Source organism: Limnobacter sp. CACIAM 66H1, assembly GCF_001601825.1.
GTDB lineage: Bacteria > Pseudomonadota > Gammaproteobacteria > Burkholderiales > Burkholderiaceae_B > Limnobacter.
This window is the reverse complement of the sequence record NZ_LUJK01000047.1, coordinates 1-20,245: the sequence shown is the minus strand read 5'-3', so window position 1 is coordinate 20,245 and position 20,245 is coordinate 1. Positions and strand designations below refer to the sequence as shown.

The following is a 20,245-nucleotide window of genomic DNA, read 5'->3' as shown; positions in this document are numbered from 1 at the left end:
TCTGAGGTTGCTTCCATGGTATTCAAACGCACGCTCGATTCGCTGACTCTGCCTCAGAAATGCACCATCATCGCGCTCCCACTTTTGCTGGCATTCGGCTTTCTGTTTCAACAAATGTATTCGCAAATCAATACGCTCATCAGTTCATCGGAGAACGAGCTTCGGGGTGCGGTATTTCTGGAAAAAATCAATCCATTGATTCAGAGGGCACTCATCGATCGCGCTCAACAACAGACGCAAGCGCTTGGTGAACTCAGCTCGGCCATCAAGGCATTGAAAGCAGAATTGCCAGAGAACTGGCCCATCACTGCCAGCAACCTGGAGCGAATGGTCGAGCTGTTGCCACAGGCACTGAATAACAATTCCACCGAGGCGCAGTCTGAGGAACTGGGCAATCAAACCGTGACCCTGGTTCGTCAATTGGCCGACGAAAGCGAACTGACACTGGACCCCTTCCTGCCCAGCTACTACATGATGAGCCCCATGGCCTTTCAGCTGCCGCGCGTAATTGAATACCTTTCCGAACTGGAGGGCCGCCTTCGCAAGCCCGACAGCGATGCTGCAGCCATCTTGAGTTTCGTGCGATCCCGGCTTGGCACCCTTGGCCGGGCGATGGATGAAATTCGTGAGGCTACCGAGAAATCAGCCGCGGCTGGCGGAGCAATCACCGCGGACACGCGTGCACAAATGGATGCAATTGACCAGCGGCTGGATCGCCTCTCGGCCTGGGTGAAAGAGCAATCGGCCAAAGACCCGAGTTATGACATCATCAGCGGCCACGACGACATGGTCAACCAGCTCAGGGAAGCGGCCAACCTCGGATTCCAGCTTAGTCAAAGCCTGAACAAAACCTTGCAGGCAGACCTGACCGAGCGTATAGCCGGCATGCAGGGCATGCTGATTCAAGCCGGCGCTGGCTCATTGGCAGTGCTATTGGCCGCATTTGCTTTGGGTTATGTGGTGTTCAAAGACACCAACACCGAAATTGCCCAAATTTTGGCGCATGCAAAAATTATTGGCATGGGTGACCTGTCCAAACCGATTGAAAGCCATGGCAGCAATGAGATCAGTAAAATTCGCGCTGCACTCGAAAACATCCGTCAAAAACAGACAGGACTGGTGGGAGAGGTCAAGGACGCCTCCACCCGAATGGCAGACACCATCAACACTTTGGTAACCGCCGCGACCCAAGTCAAAAGCAGCGCACAGGAGCAAACCGATTCAGCCTCGGCCGTGGCCGCTTCGGTCGAAGAACTCACGGTGTCAATCAGCCAGGTACACACCCATGCAAACCAGGCCTTGGGGCTGTCCAATCAGGCAGGGCAATCATCAATCAGTGGGCGAGAAAGTGTCAGGCAAGCCCGCCAGGCCATGGAACAAATTGGTGCAGCCTCGGGCAACCTTGCGCAAAGCATCAACAACCTGGGCAATCAGTCTGACAACATTTCCAGCATCATCCAGGTGATTCACGCCATCGCAGACCAAACCAACCTGTTGGCACTCAATGCAGCGATAGAGGCCGCGAGGGCCGGTGAACAAGGACGCGGATTTGCAGTTGTGGCCGATGAAGTGCGAAAGCTGGCTGAAAAAACCGCTGAATCCACGAAAAGCATTTCGTCTTTGATTTCAGACATTCAAAATGAAACCCGATCTGCAGTGGAGCAAGTCAATGGCTGGACTGACATGATCCACTCAGGTCAGCAATCGTCGCTGGGCGCCGACCAGCAAATGGAGGCCATCAACCACCACACAGGCGATGCAGAACGTGCCGTGACTGAAATTACGGAGGCCCTGAAAGAGCAAAGTTCGGCATCCACGCTGATTGCCCAACAGGTGGAACGGATAGCACGTATGACAGAAGAAAGCCAAGGTGTGGCCCATGAAGTGAACCAAGTGATCACTGAACTGCAAAAACTCTCGAATCAAATGGACACCGTCATGGGCAAGTTCAAACTGGCGCAACAAGCCTAGGTTTCAGATCCGCTCGATCCTGACCTTTTCCTGAAACAGGATCGAGCTTAAAAAAGTAGCGAACAGGGAATACAACAAAGCGGCCAACACAGCCCACCAAAAACCGTTGACCTGAAAACCTTCCAGAATGGAACCGACCCAGTAGAACATCAAGCCGTTCAAAATGAAGTAAAACAGGCCCAGCGTAAGCACGGTCAACGGCAGGGTCAGAATCAGCAGAATCGGCTTCACAATGGTATTCACCAAACCCAGAATCAACGCTGCCCACAACGCGGCCCAGAACCCCTCCACAACCACACCTGGCAGCAAGTAGGCCACACCCATCAGTGCCACTGCGTGTAAAATCCAGCTCAGCAAGAGTTTCAAATTCATTCCCTCCAAGTTCGGAAAACAAGTGATGTACAATCAAAAGGCTTGGTTGCCAAGCTATCACATTTCGATCAAACCGGTTCATTCGCAACATTAAGCGACTACATTACGTCATAACGAGAATTTCAGATGGATGTCACTCAACGCCTTGTCTCCCGCAGTTGCCCCTTCTGCCAAAACAGCGCAGAAGACGCACAGGTACTCAGCTATGGCAACAGCGAATGGCCCATGATCGAATGCAACAAATGCCATTTTGTGTATTTGAAACGAGCGCCGGTTTACGAGCGTCTTAGCGAAGAATTTGCCTGGGAAAAAACCTCGGAAACCGAACGCCAGATACGCGAGGAACGCGAGCCGGTCAAGCAAGGCCTAAGCCGCGCCTTCAAACATTTTCGGCAAAAGGTATTGAAGCGCAACAAATTGCCTGAGCTCATCGAGAAATACATTCCCGGTGGCCGCGTGCTGGACATTGGCTGTGCAGCTGGCGGCTTGCTGGCTACCCTGCCCGCCAAATACCAACCCTATGGCATTGAGGTATCCAAAGCTCTCGCCCAAGCGGCCAGTGAAGTGGTCGAACCCCGAGGCGGCAGCATCATGCACGACAATGCCTTGAACGGCATACAAAAGCTGCCCGAAAACCACTTTGCCGGCGTGCTGATGAGCGCCTTTCTGGAACACGAAGTGGAACCCAACGGTCTGCTACAGGGTGTGGCCAAGGTCCTTCAACCCGGCGGTGTGGTCATTATCAAGGTTCCAAACTATGGTTCCTGGAACCGGAAAATTCGTGCCGAGAAATGGTGTGGTTTCCGACTGCCTGACCACGTGAATTACTTCACACCCGAAAACCTGGAAGCCCTGATTGTTCGTCAAGGCATGAAAGTGGTGCAGTTTGGATTGGCAGACAGACAGCCCACCAGTGACAACATGTGGATTGTGGCCGCCAAATAAGCTGGCTCAATGCGCTCAAACGCTCACTGGCCTAACCAACTTGTTGAGCACATACATCAGGTCCTCGGGCTGAAGCGGTTTGTGCAGTACTGCGTTCATCCCGGCGTCCAGTGCCCGTCTCTCGTCCTCCGGCCCGACCTCACCAGTCAAACCAATCACGGGCAGTTCTGCATTGAATGGCTGTTTGCGCAGCTCACGGGTGGCCTCAAGTCCATCCATCAACGGCATCTGCACATCCATCACCACCGCATCAAAGCCATGGCCGTATTGCAGCAGGAATGACAAGGCCTCCAGCCCATTGTTGGCCTTGGTAATATTGGCCTGCTTGCGCACCAAAATCCCTTCCAGTACCTTCAAGTTCAAATCGCTGTCATCCACGATCAACAAGTTCATCTTGCCGCGCGCTGCAGGCGCAGAATTCGATCGAATGTTCAAGTTCGGTTTGGCATTCTTAAAAGCATTTTGTAGTTGCAGCGGCGTCAAGGGCTTCACATAGATCGCACTGAATATTTCGCTGATGCCCTTGTCCAGCAAACGCTTGGTGTCATCGCTACCCAGCAACACCGCACACGGAATACCCACCAAACCCATTGCTTTGACAAAATCAATCCAGGCGAGGCGATCGATTTGCCGCTTGGGAAAGTCCAGCAAAACGCCTGCGACAGTTGTTTTGTCAGCGATCAATTGGCTTGCCTCGTCGAGGTTGGCCACGGTAATCAACTTGCGCCCAACCAGCTCACAGGCATGCAGCAGCGCCTGGGTCTGTAGCTCACTGTCCGACACCAAGAGCACGGTGTCACCCATCACGGTCGATGAACGCACTGCACCCTGAGGCACTGCGAATTCCAGTTCCGCCCAAAAGGTGCTGCCATGCCCCAGCTCACTGAAGAATCCCAATTTGCCGTTCATCAATTCGACCAGCTTTTTAACCAGGCTCAGTCCGAGGCCGGAACCGCCAAACTCCCTGGCAACCGAGGTATCCGCTTGGTGAAACTGCCGGAACAGATTAGCCTGACCTTGCGGCGAAATACCCACGCCAGTGTCCCGCACCTCTACGCGCAATCGGCAAACACCCCCCTGATTGGAAAGCACCTGCAACTGCAAATGCACATGCCCCGCCTGCGTAAACTTGATTGCGTTGCCAACCAGGTTGACCACAATCTGGCGAAAGCGCAATTCGTCGCCAATCAACTCGCTCGGCATGTCGCCAGGGGGATCAATAATCAACTCGATTGGCTTGTTCGCCGCAGCACCCGTCATGATTCCTGACACCTTGTCGATGAACTCCAGTGTCGAGAACGGTTTGGATTCCAGCTCCATGCTGCCGGCTTCAATTTTGGAGATATCGAGCACATCACTGACCAGATCAATCAAATTGCGCGATGTTTTTTCCAGACTTTCCAGCAACAATTTCTGATTGCTGGACACCGAGGTGTCCTTTAGCAAATAGGTGAGACCAACAATCCCGTTCAAGGGCGTGCGGATCTCATGGCTCATGTTTGACAGAAACTCTGTTTTGGCCTGGCTGGCCATTTCTACGCGTGTATTGGCCTCTCGAAGGCGCTTGTTTTTGTGGGCCAGGTTGTGGGCCATCTGGTTGACGGCTTTGGACACGTCACCCAATTCATCGTTGGTGTTGATCTCGCACACCGCATCTTCATTGCCATTTCGAATTTCATCCGCTGTGCGCTTTAACTTGGCCAATGGGTTCAACACCCCCGTGCGCATCAACACCACCAACAAGGCAATCACCACCACAAAACTACCCAAGCCCACCGATTCCAGGACCGTGAGTCCTTTCAGGTTTCTGGCTTGTGCTTCATTCACCTGTGTGGACCACTGATAACCCAACTCTGAAATGACCTGGGTTTCTGCAATCAGGCGTTCGACAATCAAGCTTTGGCGGCGCTCCAGAAAAGCAGCGTTGTTGCCTGGCACTGCGGTGTTATTCAATTCATTGAAAATTGGTTTCAGTTCAGCCAGGCTAGCCTGAATGTCCGACAACTCTTGGGGAGCCACAGAGGGATGAACTGTGGTCTTGATCAGGCGTTCAAGCTCTTCTTGGGTACGTAACCAAGCGTCAGCCACTGAAGGCGACTTGAACAACACATATTCCTGAGTCAGCACCAACAGGCTGGAAGACAAACGAGTGATGTTTTGAGCTTTTTGCGACTGCTCCAAGCCCTTGAATTGCTCACTGAGAATGAACAGATTGCCCAACACCAACACCACCGCGCAAATCACGGTACTGAGAATGGCCAGGTTGATTTTGGTAGCAACGCGCACTAAATACTTCCCGTTATTGAAGCGACACAGCGCTGGGGTCGACTGTTTTCAAAAATGCCGGGTATAAAAAACTGGTGTAATTGGGTTGAGGCAGATTGCTTGGCACATGCCCCACCCGCAGGGCCCAGCGCCCCTGCCCCTCCATTGTGCGCGGTAAAGAACGGTTCAAACTCAAGCGAAAACGGTAGTCATCAAATATTTTGTCAATCAGCGTCACCGGTACTCTCAAACGCTTGGCAGCCAAGGCCTTCACCTTCTCGGGATGAGTCTGGATAAACTGGGTGCTGTCCTTCAAGGCCTGCACAATCCGTTCAAGTTCTTGCGGCCTGGCTTTGATTGCGCTTTGCATGGCAATCAAATTGAATGTTTCTGTGTACAACTTGGGAATGGGCACCAGTTGTACATCAGTCCCCAGCTCCAACTCAATGCGAGACACAAATGGCTCCCAAATGCACAGTGCATCCACCTCCTTGTTGGCCAAAGCGGTCAGTGCCGTCTCAGGGGTAATCGCTTTGAGTTTCACCGTGTCTGGGTCAATACCGTTGTAAACCAGTACCAAATCCAGCACATATTGGCTTGCACCACCTTTGACATAGCCCAGGGTTTTGTCACGCAGCTTGCCAGGCTCCGTAATTTTGGCATCAGTGCGCGCCACCACCTTCAAATCGTTCGCAACACTGACAAAGCTGGTCAAAATTGCGAAATCACTTCGGGAAAAACTGTTGAACACCACGGGCAGCTCGGTGGCTGTCGACATGTCGGTTTGACCGTCAAGCATGTTTTTTACACAGCGATTACCGCCAATGCAATTCACAAACTCAACATTCACACCACGTTTCTGAAAAAACCCCTCCGCCTCGGCGACGTACAAAGGCAAAGACAACAGGGTTTCAGAAACCCCGATGCGCAAGGGCGCCGCATGCGCGGCAAGTGATAGCAACCATAAACTGAGAAAAAATGCGGCTCGAACCATTCAAACTCTCGATGAGCAAAGGACCCCTCAAAAGTGTAGGGGTTTTGTTACATCAGAAAATTACCAAGAAGAAACACAAAAAGCCATCTCTTCCCGACATTGAATGATCAAACACTCAAGGAGTGTCGCAAGCCGTGAACACAGGGGTGGCCAGGGCTGGCACACCCCGGATTAACTTGAGATCAGAATGCAAATGTGGCAGTCAAATTCAGGCCATCGGCTTCGATGTTGTCTTTGTCGTAAAGCATTTCATAGCCAGCACGAATATTCACGTTGCCTGCGGTGTACATCACACCACCGCCATAGCTGAGTGCACCATCGTCGTCGCTGGTATTAAAGCCGGGACCACTGATGTTGGCATCCAGAAAACCATAGCCCAACGTGCCATACAGCGAAAACTGGTTGTTCAAAGGCAACTTGCCCAAGAGGTTGGCACCGATATAGGAATCGACCTCGGCTCGGAATGCGCCCGAGTTTTCTTCGTCCACACCCGTCAACAGGCGACCCTCTACGGCCAGGTTGGGGCTGAGTTCGTAGCCACCGACCACACCCAGCGTGTCGACATCCAGCTCGACTCCACCGATACGGCTGTCGGTAATTCCCAGGCTGTTGTAGGCGGCGCCCAGGTAGGGGCCTTCAGCGAAAGCGGGGCTTGCTGCAGCTGCAGACAAAACGGCAATAGAAATTAGTTTTTTCATGGCTGACTTCCTTCATTTGTTATGGATACTGCGCACCCCTTGGGGAGTGCACAGTTCCTAACGCAGGAAATCAGCCAATGGGTTACAAAAACCCGTGATACACAGTAATCAAGCTGCCAAGGGTTCTTGATTCTTGCGCTTTAAGCTTGGCAAGCTGTACTTGAATGCACGGGCCACCACAGTTGAAAACTGCTTCACAATCGAAGCCTTGTTGTAATGCTGACCGTAACGTTTGCACACTTCCTGCACCTCTACTGACATTTCAGCGTAGCGATGCGCAGGTACTTCGGGGAACAGGTGGTGTTCAATCTGGTGACTCAGGTTGCCAGACATGATGTGAAACAGTTTGCCACCGGTCAGGTTTGACGAACCTTTCAACTGCCGCAGATACCAATGGGCTTGCGATTCACCATCAATAATTGACTTGTCGAACACTTCAGAATCAGCCGTGAAGTGACCACAGAAAATAATCGTGAAAGTCCAGTAATTGCGAATGATGTTCGCCAAGAAGTTGCCTGCCAACACTGGCAAAAAGAATGGGCCAGCCAACAGTGGGAAGAACACATAGTCTTTCGCAATTTGCCGACCGGCTTTCTTGAAGGTCGGAATGGCTCGGTCTTTGGTTTCCTTCAGGGTTTTTTCACCGCTGATCACTTTTTCAAGCTCAAGCGTTTGCAAAGCCAACAGGTTTTCAAAGAAGGTGGCCAGCAGCGCCATCATCGGAATATTCAACAAAAAACGGGGCTCCCATTTTTGCTCAGGGAACAGGCGCAGCACGCCGTAACCGATGTCGTGGTCTTCACCCAACACATTGGTGTAAGTGTGGTGGCGATAGTTGTGGCTGTAGCGCCAATTGTCGCTGGTACACCAAGTGTCCCACTCATAGGTTTGGCCCATCAGTCGCTTGTTTTGCATGAAGTCGTATTGGCCATGCATCACATTGTGGCCCAGCTCCATGTTTTCCAGAATTTTCGACACGCCCAAAGTCAAGGTACCCAGAATAAATGCTGGTGGGAAAATACCAGCCATCAACAAACCACGGCCTGCGATTTCGGTGTAGCGCACGGCCTTTTCAATTTTGGTGATGTACTTGGCATCACGTTCGCCCACGTCGGCCAAATGCTTCTGGCGAATCGCTTCAATCTCGGCACCAAACTGTTCCAGTTCAGCGGGGCTCAATTTGCGGTCGGCTTTTCTCATGATTTGCTCCAGTATTTTTAGGTTTTGCTTTTACAGGTCCAGTGAAACCGGGCCTTGGGCGGCGTTGATACACAAACGCAGCGCCGTGTTGTTGTTGCCACACACTGATTTGTTTTGCATGTTTTGCGTAGTACCAGTCAGCTTTTCGCAAGAACAGGTGTTACAAATTCCCATGCCACAACCATGCGGTGGGTTAATGCCCTGCTCCTGCAATGCTTTCAACAGTGGCTTGTTGTTGCTCACCTCAAGAATGCGATTGCTTTTGGTCAGGGTCACAGTGAATGTTTTGACCTCGGCGTTCTCGTCAATGCTCAAGGCCATGGGGGTAAATGATTCGGCGTGGAAGCTCTTGGGCGCGTCACCCAAAATGCCGCGCAGCGCAGTCATGAAACCATCAGGGCCGCAAGCGTAAACGTCAGTGTTGTCCAAGGTGCCTGCGACGGCAGCAAACTGCTCAGCACTGGGGCGGCCTACCAAATCACCTTCAGCCACATTCGCACCACTTTCCAGCAAGCGTACATACTTGAAGTGTTCGTTGGTTTTGGCCTTCAGCAACGCATCAAACAGCACATCTTCCGGGTTGCGCGCCCAGCTCATCAGTGTGACATCGGCGGGCCAACCCTTGGCTTGCAGTTCTTCAATCAGGCTGATCATTGGGGTAATACCGCTACCGGCCGCCAACAGCAACATGGTGGGGCGTTCGGCGTTCAGATTTGGCTGGGTGTGAGCAAGGGTCATGTCGCCAAACACATCGCCCAGTTCCACCACAGCGCCCACTTCAAGCTGATTCACGGTATAACGTGACACCAGGCCGGTCGGGGTCTGCTTGATGGTCAAGCGCACAAGGCCAGTGGCCAACGGCGCGCTGCTGAAACTGTAAGAACGGGTGTGCACTACATCATCAATCGTCACGCTCAAGTTCACGTGTTGGCCAGCCTCGAAACCTTTGAACAAGGCATTGGGGCGCAACCACAGACTGACTGCATCGGCAGTTTCACGGTCAATACGCACCACCTCGGCCAAACAACGATCGGTTGACACTGTGCTGCCGGCTTGCTCCAGCCAGAAAGTCACGAATTCCTGGCCCAGAATTCTGGAGAGTCCGCGAACGACTTTGTTGGACAGTTGGCTATTGGTTCTCATGGCGTTTTCCACATTAGTGAACATATGTGCACCAATGTAACTAAAAACGCCTGTTTTTCGCAAGATATTTTGCTGAAAAAACTAGAATAAAGTGTCAGAAGAGTACAACTGTACACTCATAATTACGCACAAATAATTGATTTATATGGAATTTTTTACAAACAGCTAAAAATCAAATTTAAGTGAACACTTTTAAAAATTTACCCACCCAACAGCGCTTTTTGATCGTTAATCATACGATCAGCCACAATATTGGCATCAATTTTCAAGCCACCCTCACTGAGCTGACGGCGAATCATTTCCACTTTGTCCGCATCAAATGGGGTAGTGCTGTCGACCAACATTGTACCCCTGGGCCTTGAAATCGACACCACCACACTGGCCCCATCCCGGTCCGCGGCCGTTTTCACCTCCGGCGGGCGAGAGGCGGCCAAAGCATCCGCCTTCTTGGGATCGGGCATGGTGAAGGCTATCGGGGGTTTGTCGCCAGAGATCATGATGATGCTGAGGATGGGTTTTCAGGGTGGAAAGACAGAAAGATACTTAGAACAATTCCCGATATAAATCAGGCATACAGGAATATGACAGCAAGACTTCGGCTGACAGCCTGTCAGAAAATAATGAAGCCATCGCCCAGCCCATGCGGGTAAAGCAGGAATTGCCACCTGAATCACCCACATCTTCTCTCGACGCACTGTCGGCTCAACACACTAGCATGGTGAAATCAAATCGCTAAACCCCCAGCCCACCCGGAGTGCTGCTCATGATTCGTCTTTTATATTGCAGCCAGGCCAAGTCCGATTTCAGTGAAGAAGCACTGAAGGAAATTTTGCTGACCTCCAGGAAAAACAACAAAGCTGCGGACATCACCGGCGTGTTGGTTCACGGTGGCGGCATGTTCATGCAAGTGCTGGAAGGGCCCGAGCAAATTGTGTTGCGCACCTACATGAAAATTCTGGACGACAAGCGGCACACCGACAGTCGAATCATTCAAATTTCTCCAATGAAAGAACGCATGTTCGACAACTGGACCATGGGTGTGATTGAAGCGGAACCGCTTACCTTTGAGCATGTTGCGAAACTTCGGGCACATCGCCTGGAAACATTGCATGCAGATGCATTTACGCAAGTGATCCGAGAATTCAACACCCTGCTGATCAAGGTTTGAAAACAAAAGGACTTAGGGGCTGTTCACCTCTAAGTCCTTGTTTTTACTGGTAGGGCCGGAGGGGTTCGAACCCTCGACCAAAGGATTATGAGTCCTCTGCTCTAACCGCTGAGCTACAGCCCCACTTTACCTTTCAAAAGCTTTATTCGCCTTCCAGGAAGCTTTTCAGCTTGTCTGAGCGGCTGGGGTGACGCAGCTTGCGAAGTGCCTTGGCCTCAATTTGACGAATCCGCTCACGGGTTACATCAAACTGTTTGCCCACTTCTTCCAGCGTGTGGTCGGTGCTCATCTCAATACCAAAACGCATACGCAGCACTTTCGCCTCGCGTGGGGTCAGCGAATCGAGCACATCTTTGGTCACAAAGCGCAGGCTGCTGTACTGTGCGGCGTCTTGCGGGGCCAAAGTGTGGTTGTCTTCGATGAAATCGCCCAAGTGAGAATCGTCGTCGTCACCAATCGGTGTTTCCATCGAAATGGGTTCTTTCGCGATTTTCAGAATCTTGCGAATCTTTTCCTCGGGCATTTCCATGCGCTCGGCCAAGGTCGCTGGATCGGGCTCAATACCGGTTTCCTGCAGAATTTGACGGCTGATACGGTTCATCTTGTTGATGGTTTCGATCATGTGCACCGGAATACGAATGGTGCGTGCCTGGTCAGCAATAGAGCGCGTAATGGCCTGGCGGATCCACCAGGTGGCATAGGTTGAGAACTTGTAGCCACGGCGGTATTCAAACTTGTCCACCGCCTTCATCAAGCCCACGTTGCCTTCCTGGATCAAATCGAGGAATTGCAGGCCACGGTTGGTGTACTTCTTGGCAATCGAAATCACCAGACGCAAGTTGGCCTCGATCATTTCACGCTTGGCCAAACGGGCACGGTTTTCACCAGACACCATTTGTTTGTTGATCGCGCGCAGGTCATTCAAGGGCAAAGAAACAGCGTCTTGAATGGCGACCAGCTTCTGCTGCAATTCGTTGATCGCGGGAATATTACGCGCCCAGGTTTCAGCCCAAGCCGCATTGGATGCGCTGAATGTATCCACCCAGGCCGCTTCCACTTCATGACCACGGAACTTGTCGAGGAACTGCTCGCGGGGTACGCCAACGCGGTTCACGGCAATGTCGTAAATTTCACGTTCAATCTTGCGGACACTGTCCACTTGCTCTCGCAAAATGCTGCACAGGCGCTCAACCTGCTTGGCCGTGAAGCGAATTTTCATGAACTGTTCGGCAATCGCTTCCTTGGCTTTTTTGTAGGCTGCAGAATTGTAGCCACCATCTGCACGTGCTTTTTTCAGCTTGGCAAACTGCTTTTCAATTTCAGCGAAAACCACCAGAGAATTCTTCTTGAGTTCTTCCAGCTGGCGAGCCGACATGCCGGAGGTGGTGCCACCGTCATTGCCTTCTTCTTCGTCATCGCTGTCTTCGTCGTCGCTGACCTCTTCAGGGGCAGCCGCTTCAACCATGTCATCGGTCATGGAGTCGTCAACAATGCCGTCCACCACCTCATCTACTGTCGACAAACCTTCAGCAATGCGCTGGCCGAGGCCCACCACGTCTTCGACGATCGCCGGGCAAGCCGAAATCGCCTGCACCATGTCTTTCAGGCCGGCTTCAATTCGCTTGGCAATTTCAATCTCGCCTTCACGGGTCAGCAACTCCACCGTACCCATTTCACGCATGTACATGCGAACTGGGTCGGTGGTGCGGCCAAATTCAGAGTCAACGTTGCTCAACGCGGCTTCAGCTTCTTCTTCTGCGTCTTCAGCAGAAGTGCCCACGGGTGCGTTGTCGTTCATCAACAAGGCTTCAGCGTCAGGGGCCTGTTCGTAAACAGTGATACCCATGTCGTGGAAGGTGCTGACCATGGCTTCGATCACTTCGCCGTCGGTTACATCGTCAGGCAAGTGGTCGTTGATTTCAGCAAAGGTCAGGTAGCCGCGCTCTTTACCCATTTTGATCAGGGTTTTAAGCTGGTTGCGGCGCAATTCGAGTTCTTCAACTGTGGCGTTGGCCGAGCTGAGGTAAGCCGAGTTGATCAGGGCTTTGTCTTTGGCCTTGGAGCCACGACCACGCTTGGGCATGATCACCAGGTCGGCTTTTTTGGCATCAGAATCGTCGTCTTCAGGCACGTCGTCGGAATCGAGCGATGCGTCTGCACCGGAATCGATATCCTCGTCATCCTCTTCTTCAGCCTTGGGCTTGCCAGCTTTGGGCGGGCGTCCGCGCCCTTTTGGGGCCTCTGCGGCTGGTGCAGGCGCCGCCTGTTCCACCACCTTGGGTTTGCGACCACGTTTCTTGGGCTGTGCTTCCTCTACCGCTACAGGCTCGGCAACCTTGGCCGGTTTGGCGGCTGCTTTGGCCACTGGCTTGGCTGCCTTGGCCACGGGCTCAGGCACTGCCTCAACCACTTTGGGCTTGCGACCACGTTTGGGCTTTTCTTCGGCCACAACAGGTGCGGGTGCGGGCGCAGCGGCTTTCTTGCTCACAGGCTTTTCAGCAACAGGTGCTGTTTTCTTGGATTCTGTCTTCTTAACCACGGTGTTTACTTTCGCTTCTTTTACAGTTGCCTTTTGAGGAGAAACCTTCTTCCCTGCCATTGACGACGCTCCCTTGCGTTTGGATGCCTTAGTGGAGGATTCCTTCTCCGGCTTTTGGCCACCAGGAATCTGTGTGTGTGTATCGGTATGCTGAGAATTCACGGCCTGTGACTTCGCAGACTTGGTTTTGTGGCCGGATTTGGCTTTCTGTTCCTGTGTTTTTGAAAAAATGTTGAGTATTTTGAACATTCATTCCCTGAACAACTCAATAACAGCCACTCAGTGCGCAAATACGCACTACAAAAAGATGCAAAAGCTGCACCGTAACCCTTAATTATAACTGATTAACTCGCTTTTGTTTTAATTCTTGGAAGCGTTGCATGCACTCGTGATACCAACGCAGCTGCTCCCCCTGGGTGGGCATTTCAGCGCTTAGCCGCTCCAGCTCAGCCTTAAACCAAAGCTCGCTACATTGATACACGCCAGAACGCAACTCGGTTTCAAAATCGAGGGAATCATCCAAACTGCGCGCCTCTTTGAGAACCGAGTTAACCCAGTTTTGATGCACTTCGTCGTTGAAGGCATGCTGAAGCCTCGCTTCAAGCAAGTTGGGGTCATTTCTGATCTTTTCAAGCAAATGGACAAAACTGTGCACCTCTGCGGCAGGGTTTTTCTCCCGCTCGTAGAGCTCAAGCAATGTGTTGCACAGCTCGACATGTTGGGGCGCCCGAATAACCCGCGCAGCCAGGCTCAACAATGGTGATTTTGCCGTGGGCCTTGGCCCCCAATTGTTTTGAAGCGGCTCATCCTCAAACTTTCCGAACCGCTTACCCAATTTTTTGCCAGAAAACTGACCCTGCAGACCGCTTTGCTGCCCGCCTTGAAATTGCCCCTTGTTTTTCGGCGAAAAGTAATCACCCCCACCCTCACGGCTTTTCAAACCAAGGTGGCGACTAAGCTCCATGGGTGTCGCACCCAGCAAATTCGCCAATGCACGCAACAGCGAAGACCTGTAGACAGTGGGCTGCATCTGCACAATCAAAGGCTTTAGAAATGAAATGGCTGCCGCACTGCCCTCAATTTGTTGCAAAGGGTAGTTTCGCTCCAGGTAACGTGTCAAAAACTCGGACAAAGAGGCAGCTTGCGCCACCATGGCCTCGAAGCCGTCTGGACCTTCGGTTCGAATAAATGAGTCAGGGTCATGCTCGGCGGGCAGGAAAATGAAATCCGCCCGCTTGTTTTCACTGACATGTGGCAAGCAGGCCTGCAAAGCACGCCAGGCTGCTTTCTGACCAGCACCGTCACCATCAAAGGCAAACACCAGCCGATCGGTTTGTTTGAATAATTTCAACACGTGATCAGGCGTGACTGCTGTACCCAGCGTGGCCACCGCGTTCTCGAAACCCCATTGCGCCAGAGCCACCACATCCATGTAACCCTCGGTCACCAAGGCGTAGCCCATTTTGTGAATGGCCTGACGCGCCTCGAACAAACCGTACACCTCATGCCCTTTTGAGAACACAGGCGTTTCAGGGCTGTTCAGGTATTTGGGTTTTTCGTCACCCAGTACACGACCACCAAACCCGATCACCTGCCCCTTGGCATTGCGAATCGGAAACATGATTCGACCTCGAAACGCGTCGTATCTGCGATTGCTGTCGCTGATCTTGGTCAACCCGGCCAAATCGAGCTGGGTATTGCTGGCGTAATTTTCAACCACCGTCTCAAGGTTTTGATACCCATCGGGGGCATAACCCATGCCGTAGCGGGCAGCCACTTGCCCCGTCAATCCGCGGTTCTTCAGGTAATCAATCGCCACCGGGCTTTTTTTCAACTGACCTTTGTAGTAGTTGGCGGCGCGCGTCAGCAACTCCACCAACTCTTCCCGCTCAGAACGCACTTCAGCCGGAACATCCATGCCTTTTTCATAAGGCACCTCAAGGCCCAGATTACCAGCCAGGTTTTCAACGGCTTCGGGGAAGGTAAGGCCAAGGTGCTCCATCACAAACCCCACTGCATTGCCATGTGCACCACAACCAAAACAGTGATAGAACTGCTTGGACGGACTGACCGTGAATGATGGAGATTTCTCGTTGTGGAACGGACACAAGCCCTGCAAGTTAGCCCCGGCTGCTTTTAATTGCACATAACGTCCCACCACATCGGCAATGTCGAGGCGGTAGAGTAAGTCATCAATAAAGCTTTGAGGAATCATGCAGTTTGGGTGAATTCACATGCAGAAAAATCAGAGCCGAAGGCCCGACTTCTAGAATAACAAACCCAAAGGGGAGGAAACGAGCAGTTGGCTTGCGATGGGCCCGCTTATTTGGTCAAAGCGGCCTTGACCAACCCGGATACTTTGCTCATGTCAGCCTTTCCGGCCAACTTGGCTTTCACTGCGCCCATGACTTTGCCCATGTCTTGCGGACCGGTTGCGCCCACAGCCTGAACAATGGCCTGTATTTCTGCCACCACTTCAGCCTCAGACAATTGCGCGGGGAGATAAGATGCCAAAACTGCAGCTTCGGCTTTTTCAGCCTCAGCCGACTCTGGCCGACCACCCTGCTCAAACTGGATGGCGGCTTCGTTTCGTTGCTTGATTTGCTTTTCGATGATGGCAAGAATGGCCCCATCGTCGAGTTCGACGCGTTCGTCGACCTCTTTTTGTTTGATTGCCGCTGAGAGCATTCGAAGCGTTGCGAGTTTTGCTTGCTCGCGGGCCTTCATGGCCTGCTTGATGTCTTCAAGAATTTGCGCTTTCAGTGACATACCAAACGAATCAATACATTTTCTTGGGCAACATCTGGCTGCGCAGGCGCTTGTAGTGACGCTTCACGGCAGCGGCTTTCAGACGCTTACGCTCAGCAGTTGGCTTTTCATAGAACTCGCGTGAACGCAGTTCAGTCAACAGGCCTGTCTTTTCAATTGTGCGCTTGAAGCGACGCAGGGCTACTTCAAATGGCTCGTTTTCTTTAACGCGAACGTTTGGCATATGGCTCCAATCGGGTGTTCGTAAATTGTTTTTCAGCTCTTTCAAACCCTTAACCCATTGATTTTGCACATTGTTTTATGCAAAACCCAATGCGTTAGAGCAAAGAGTTACCGCCAAGAATCTGGCAAAGACCGAGATAGTACCATGCGAAAGCCGGTTTTCTCAAGGATTTTCAACTATTTTTGGCCCAATATCGCATGGGCTGCGGTGTAGCCACTGGCCCAAGCCCACTGGAAGTTGTAGCCACCCAACCAGCCTGTGACATCCACCACCTCTCCAATGAAGTACAGGCCTGGAATTTTGCGCGACTCGAGGGTTTTAGCTTGCAAATCAGCGGTGCTAACCCCGCCGCGCATCACTTCGGCTTTTTTGTAACCTTCGGTGCCACTGGGCACCAGCTGCCAAGCTGCAATTAGCTGCGCCAGCGGGCCCAACTGCTTTTTACCCAACTCGGCCACCTTGCGACCAGCAATGGTCTGCAGTTCAGGCTTCTTCAACCAGGCTTGTGCCAAACGCTTGGGCCAATGTGGCACTTGCGCTGCAAACCAGTTTTCGGCATTGGCTTTCGCACCCAGCGTGGCCTGTAACAAATCGGTTTGTAGCGCCGCTGCGTCGGTTTGCCGGCCAGCCAGGTTCAGCGTAATTGGCTTGCCCGGATTCCAGTAAGTAGAGGCCTGCAGCACGGCAGGGCCACTCAAGCCCCGGTGGGTAAACAACAAGTCTTCATCAAACCAGGGGGCGTGGGGGTCGCTACCGCGGCTGTACACCGGCAACGCAACCCCTGCCAATTCAACAAAGGGCTCCCACTGGGCAGAATCAAAGGTCAGCGGCACCAGTGCCGGCCTTTGATCCACCAGCGCATGGCCAAACTGCTTGGCCAACTTCAGACCAAAATCAGTGGCGCCTATCTTGGGCACGGGCAAACCACCTGTGGCCACCACCACATTGCGAGCCTGCAGGGCACCTGCCGTGGTGGTCAATTTGAAGTAGCTGCCATCGTGCTCAACGAGGTTCACGCTGTGCGGTCGAAACCATTTCACTTTGCCGGCATTGCATTCAGCCGCCAACATGTCGATGATGTCATCGCTTTTGCGGTCACAAAACAACTGACCTTTGTGCTTTTCATGGAATGGTATGTTGTATTGCTTGACCAATCCAATGAAATTGGCGGGTGTGTAACGCATCAAGGCAGCGCGCGCAAACTTTGGGTTTTCCGAAATGAAATTGCCCTCAGACACATTCATGTTGGTGAAATTGCAACGCCCGCCACCACTGATCCGAATTTTTTTCAGCCAGTTTTTCGCTGTGGTCCAACAAGGCGACCCGCAAACCACCCTGCCCGGCCTGTGCGGCACACATCAGTCCAGCAGCACCGGCTCCAATTACGATCACATCAAACTGCTGCATGGCTTGCTGCGCGGTGTATTGCCTCAATCGCATCCAGTTGTCGCGCAAAACCATGCGGCATTTCCTGCGGATTGTTCAGCCACATTTCAATCAAGCGCGCGGTTGATTCTGCGTCGATGTCGGGGTGGGGATCAGGCTGCTCGGTGAACAGGTTTTCGGGCTCGGAAATACACCAGGTGCGACCGGCTTTCACGCCATCCATACGAGGGCTGCGGTAGGGTGCAGCCACCGGTTCACCTTCGTGGCCGCGCAACACCAGTGCAGTGTGACCAGTAGCGCAGAGCACCTCACGCTGTAAAGTCCAGAATTCCGGGTGGGTATAACTGGTCACCAGCAAGGCATCTGCAAACGCACTGGGCACAATCAGCTTGACCAGCGTGTGCGTGCAACTGCGAACGCCCAGCATTTTGCGGGTTTGCAACAAGGTTTCAATACGCGGGTAAATTTGCGCCATGGGCAAGTACACTGGAGCAGGATGAGACAGGTCCACTGCGTTCCAGTTCAAGTGAGCAAATACCTCTGCACTGGTCACTCGCCCTGTAAAGTCACTTTGCAAGCCATGAACCAGTACAGGGTAGCCGCGCTGCGCCAAAAGGCCCGCCAACAGCGGGGTAAAGTTGGGCTTGCGTCGTGCACCGTTGTAGCTGGGAATCACAATGACAGGTTTGCCCTCGGCCCGGGATCGCGCGTTGAGCGCTTGCAGGGTGTGAAAATGCGGCGAATGGCTCTCGTCGGGCCAGTGCTCGGCGATGGCTTGCAAAAAACCGATCAACTCGTCGTGGCTTTCGCCCTTGACACGCAATGCAATCAGCACCGCGCCCAGTTCAAAATCGGACACCTCACCGCGCAAAATGGCTGAAAACAGGGTTTTGGCTTGATCAAGGGGCAAGCCACGAGCACCATCCTTCCCGCGACCAATTTCTTTAATGAATGGTGCGCAGGAAAAATTGCCAGTTTGGATGGAATTGGGCATGTCGGCTCAAGAGAAACTCAAGGCGCTATTGTAGCAAGGCTGGCCTGTGCGCGAATCAGTTTCCGAATTTCAGGCACACAGGAACCACATTGCGTGCCGCATTTCAGGTTGGCCTGTAAACCAGTGAGCACTTCATTTTCATCGCCAAATGGGTTTACACCAGAACTTTTTGCGCAGGCAATCGCAATTCCGGCCTGTATGGCCTGTTCAGAAACACCCACACAGTTGCACACCATGCGCACTGCTTCGGTGTGTACCCCAGGTGGCTGGCTTGCTGGCGCCAAAAGAAAACTGCGCAGGGGCATGACATCCAGTTGTTGATCAAAATAATTTCTCAACCACGCCTCGGATTCGATATTACCCGCCAAGAACACCTTGCTCAGCATGGCTTTTTGACCTTGGGGTGTAGCTTGTAACTTCACACCGATTCGCCGCTGTGCGTTGGTTCTCGGATCGGAATACACCATGACGTCGCCACCCTCGCATTCAAACAAAGCTTGCAAACGGTCAACAATCTCCTTACCCGGTGCCTGCGCACTGGCTGCACGAAACAGCACACCGGTTTGTTCACGGCCGACGGGTACGCACACTGCCACGTCAAATTCCGAGTACAGCGCTCGGGCTTTTTGCCACAGACTTAACCAGTGTTCACTGTGCACAAACACCACCACTTGCCAGGGCAAATGAGCGCGTTGAATATGCACAGCGGAATGCTTTAGTTCAGGCTGCTTGGAATACGGATCAAAGGCCTCTGTGGTGAGCGCATTCACGCCACCAACACCCGACTTTCCACCAAAAAACTCTGGCCCCCAATGCATGGGCAACACGGCCTGGTTGCGTGCAACCGATTCGTCTTCTTTCGCACGCAACGTAATGGTGGCACGGCGAGACTTCACCGACACCCATCCGTTGGGTTTCAAATTCAGGCGCTTGAAATCGGCCGGGTGCAAGGCAATCACTGGCTCGGCTTCGTGCGAAAAAAATTCGGCCAAAGTACCTGTGCGGCTAGCACCATGCCATTGATCACGCAGGCGCCCGGTGTTCAAGCGCCATGGGAAGCGTGCATCAGCCTCTTCGGCCACGGGTTCATAATTGGCAAATACAAACTTGGCCTTGCCTGTAGTGGTGGGGTAGACCCCCTCCTCGTACAGGCGTGTTTTGCCCTGGGCTGCGCCTTCAGGCATGGGCCATTGTTGCGGGCCCATGGTTTCCAAGGTTGCATAACTCAATCCCGTAATGTCGAGATCACGGCCCCGCGTGGTTTCGCGATGCTCGTTGAAAATTTCTTCGGTGCTGGTGTAGGGCATAAAAGCTTCAGCGCCACCCGGCACACGTGGGCTTTCAACACCCAGCTTTTGCAATTCAACTTCTAGGCGTTTTGCAAACTCCACCACGATTTGCCAATCGTTTTTTGAATCCGCATAGGCAGGCATGGCAGGCCGCACGCGGCTGATTCGCCTTTCGCTGTTGGTGACCGTACCTTCCTTTTCCCCCCAGGTGGTAGCCGGCAATAAAACATCGGCATACTGAACGGTGGCAGGCGTCAGGTAAGCGTCTTGCACCACCACCAATTCAGCG

General features: G+C 52.7%; 16 protein-coding genes, 1 tRNA gene and 1 pseudogene. 3 read left to right on the top strand and 15 right to left on the bottom strand.

Annotated features, from left to right (window positions below):
- Window positions 1-15 precede the first annotated feature (15 nt).
- Complete coding sequence (locus A0129_RS12605; RefSeq protein ID WP_291715463.1) at window positions 16-1,971, top strand: methyl-accepting chemotaxis protein; 1,956 nt, start codon at window positions 16-18, stop codon at window positions 1,969-1,971.
- A gap of 3 nt (window positions 1,972-1,974) precedes the next feature.
- Here A0129_RS12605 and A0129_RS12600 read toward each other — a convergent pair whose 3' ends face one another.
- A complete protein-coding gene (locus A0129_RS12600; RefSeq protein WP_291715479.1) occupies window positions 1,975-2,337 on the bottom strand; it encodes a phage holin family protein in 363 nt (120 codons plus the stop codon).
- A 132-nt stretch (window positions 2,338-2,469) separates the two neighbouring features.
- On the opposite strand from A0129_RS12600, the gene A0129_RS12595 reads away from it, so the two are divergent.
- Complete coding sequence (locus A0129_RS12595) at window positions 2,470-3,288, top strand: methyltransferase domain-containing protein (RefSeq protein ID WP_291715461.1); 819 nt, start codon at window positions 2,470-2,472, stop codon at window positions 3,286-3,288.
- A 15-nt stretch (window positions 3,289-3,303) separates the two neighbouring features.
- Here A0129_RS12595 and A0129_RS12590 read toward each other — a convergent pair whose 3' ends face one another.
- The 6 genes from A0129_RS12590 to flgM form a co-directional block, all read right to left on the bottom strand.
- Window positions 3,304-5,574, bottom strand: a complete 2,271-nt coding sequence (locus tag A0129_RS12590; protein WP_291715459.1) for an ATP-binding protein — start codon at window positions 5,572-5,574, stop codon at window positions 3,304-3,306.
- A gap of 13 nt (window positions 5,575-5,587) precedes the next feature.
- Complete coding sequence (locus tag A0129_RS12585; protein ID WP_291715457.1) at window positions 5,588-6,547, bottom strand: ABC transporter substrate-binding protein; 960 nt, start codon at window positions 6,545-6,547, stop codon at window positions 5,588-5,590.
- A gap of 182 nt (window positions 6,548-6,729) precedes the next feature.
- Window positions 6,730-7,245: a porin family protein gene (locus tag A0129_RS12580; protein WP_291715455.1), complete on the bottom strand. Its 516-nt coding sequence runs from the start codon at window positions 7,243-7,245 to the stop codon at window positions 6,730-6,732.
- Between the two features lie 108 nt (window positions 7,246-7,353).
- Window positions 7,354-8,445 (bottom strand): acyl-CoA desaturase, encoded by a 1,092-nt coding sequence (locus A0129_RS12575; RefSeq protein WP_291715453.1) that lies wholly within the window; start codon window positions 8,443-8,445, stop codon window positions 7,354-7,356.
- 30 nt (window positions 8,446-8,475) lie between these two features.
- Entirely contained in the window at window positions 8,476-9,588 is a 1,113-nt protein-coding gene (locus A0129_RS12570) for a ferredoxin reductase (RefSeq protein WP_291715451.1), read from the bottom strand.
- 200 nt (window positions 9,589-9,788) lie between these two features.
- Window positions 9,789-10,085, bottom strand: coding sequence for a flagellar biosynthesis anti-sigma factor FlgM (flgM, locus tag A0129_RS12565; protein WP_291715449.1), 297 nt, complete (start codon window positions 10,083-10,085; stop codon window positions 9,789-9,791).
- Window positions 10,086-10,351: 266 nt separating this feature from the next.
- On the opposite strand from flgM, the gene A0129_RS12560 reads away from it, so the two are divergent.
- Window positions 10,352-10,756 carry a BLUF domain-containing protein gene (locus A0129_RS12560; protein ID WP_291715447.1) on the top strand — a complete coding sequence of 135 codons (405 nt, stop codon included), beginning with the start codon at window positions 10,352-10,354 and terminating at the stop codon, window positions 10,754-10,756.
- Window positions 10,757-10,803: 47 nt separating this feature from the next.
- Here the strand turns inward: A0129_RS12560 and A0129_RS12555 are convergent.
- From A0129_RS12555 to A0129_RS12520, 8 genes and pseudogenes are all read right to left on the bottom strand, one after another.
- Window positions 10,804-10,879 (bottom strand) — tRNA-Ile (locus tag A0129_RS12555).
- Window positions 10,880-10,898: 19 nt separating this feature from the next.
- A complete protein-coding gene (rpoD, locus tag A0129_RS12550) occupies window positions 10,899-13,355 on the bottom strand; it encodes an RNA polymerase sigma factor RpoD (protein WP_291715445.1) in 2,457 nt (818 codons plus the stop codon).
- Window positions 13,356-13,629: 274 nt separating this feature from the next.
- On the bottom strand, window positions 13,630-15,510 hold the full coding sequence (gene dnaG / locus A0129_RS12545) for a DNA primase (protein ID WP_291715443.1): 1,881 nt from the start codon (window positions 15,508-15,510) through the stop codon (window positions 13,630-13,632).
- A gap of 107 nt (window positions 15,511-15,617) precedes the next feature.
- Entirely contained in the window at window positions 15,618-16,064 is a 447-nt protein-coding gene (locus tag A0129_RS12540; RefSeq protein ID WP_291715441.1) for a GatB/YqeY domain-containing protein, read from the bottom strand.
- A 10-nt stretch (window positions 16,065-16,074) separates the two neighbouring features.
- Window positions 16,075-16,287 carry a 30S ribosomal protein S21 gene (gene rpsU, locus A0129_RS12535; protein WP_105027193.1) on the bottom strand — a complete coding sequence of 71 codons (213 nt, stop codon included), beginning with the start codon at window positions 16,285-16,287 and terminating at the stop codon, window positions 16,075-16,077.
- Between the two features lie 176 nt (window positions 16,288-16,463).
- A pseudogene (locus tag A0129_RS12530) lies at window positions 16,464-17,694 on the bottom strand (NAD(P)/FAD-dependent oxidoreductase).
- Complete coding sequence (gene ybiB / locus A0129_RS12525) at window positions 17,681-18,667, bottom strand: DNA-binding protein YbiB (protein ID WP_291715440.1); 987 nt, start codon at window positions 18,665-18,667, stop codon at window positions 17,681-17,683. The pseudogene A0129_RS12530 and the gene ybiB overlap by 14 nt, the downstream one beginning before the upstream one ends.
- A 17-nt stretch (window positions 18,668-18,684) precedes the next feature.
- A partial coding sequence (locus A0129_RS12520; RefSeq protein ID WP_291715438.1) for a molybdopterin dinucleotide binding domain-containing protein occupies window positions 18,685-20,245 on the bottom strand: 1,561 nt, incomplete at its 5' end.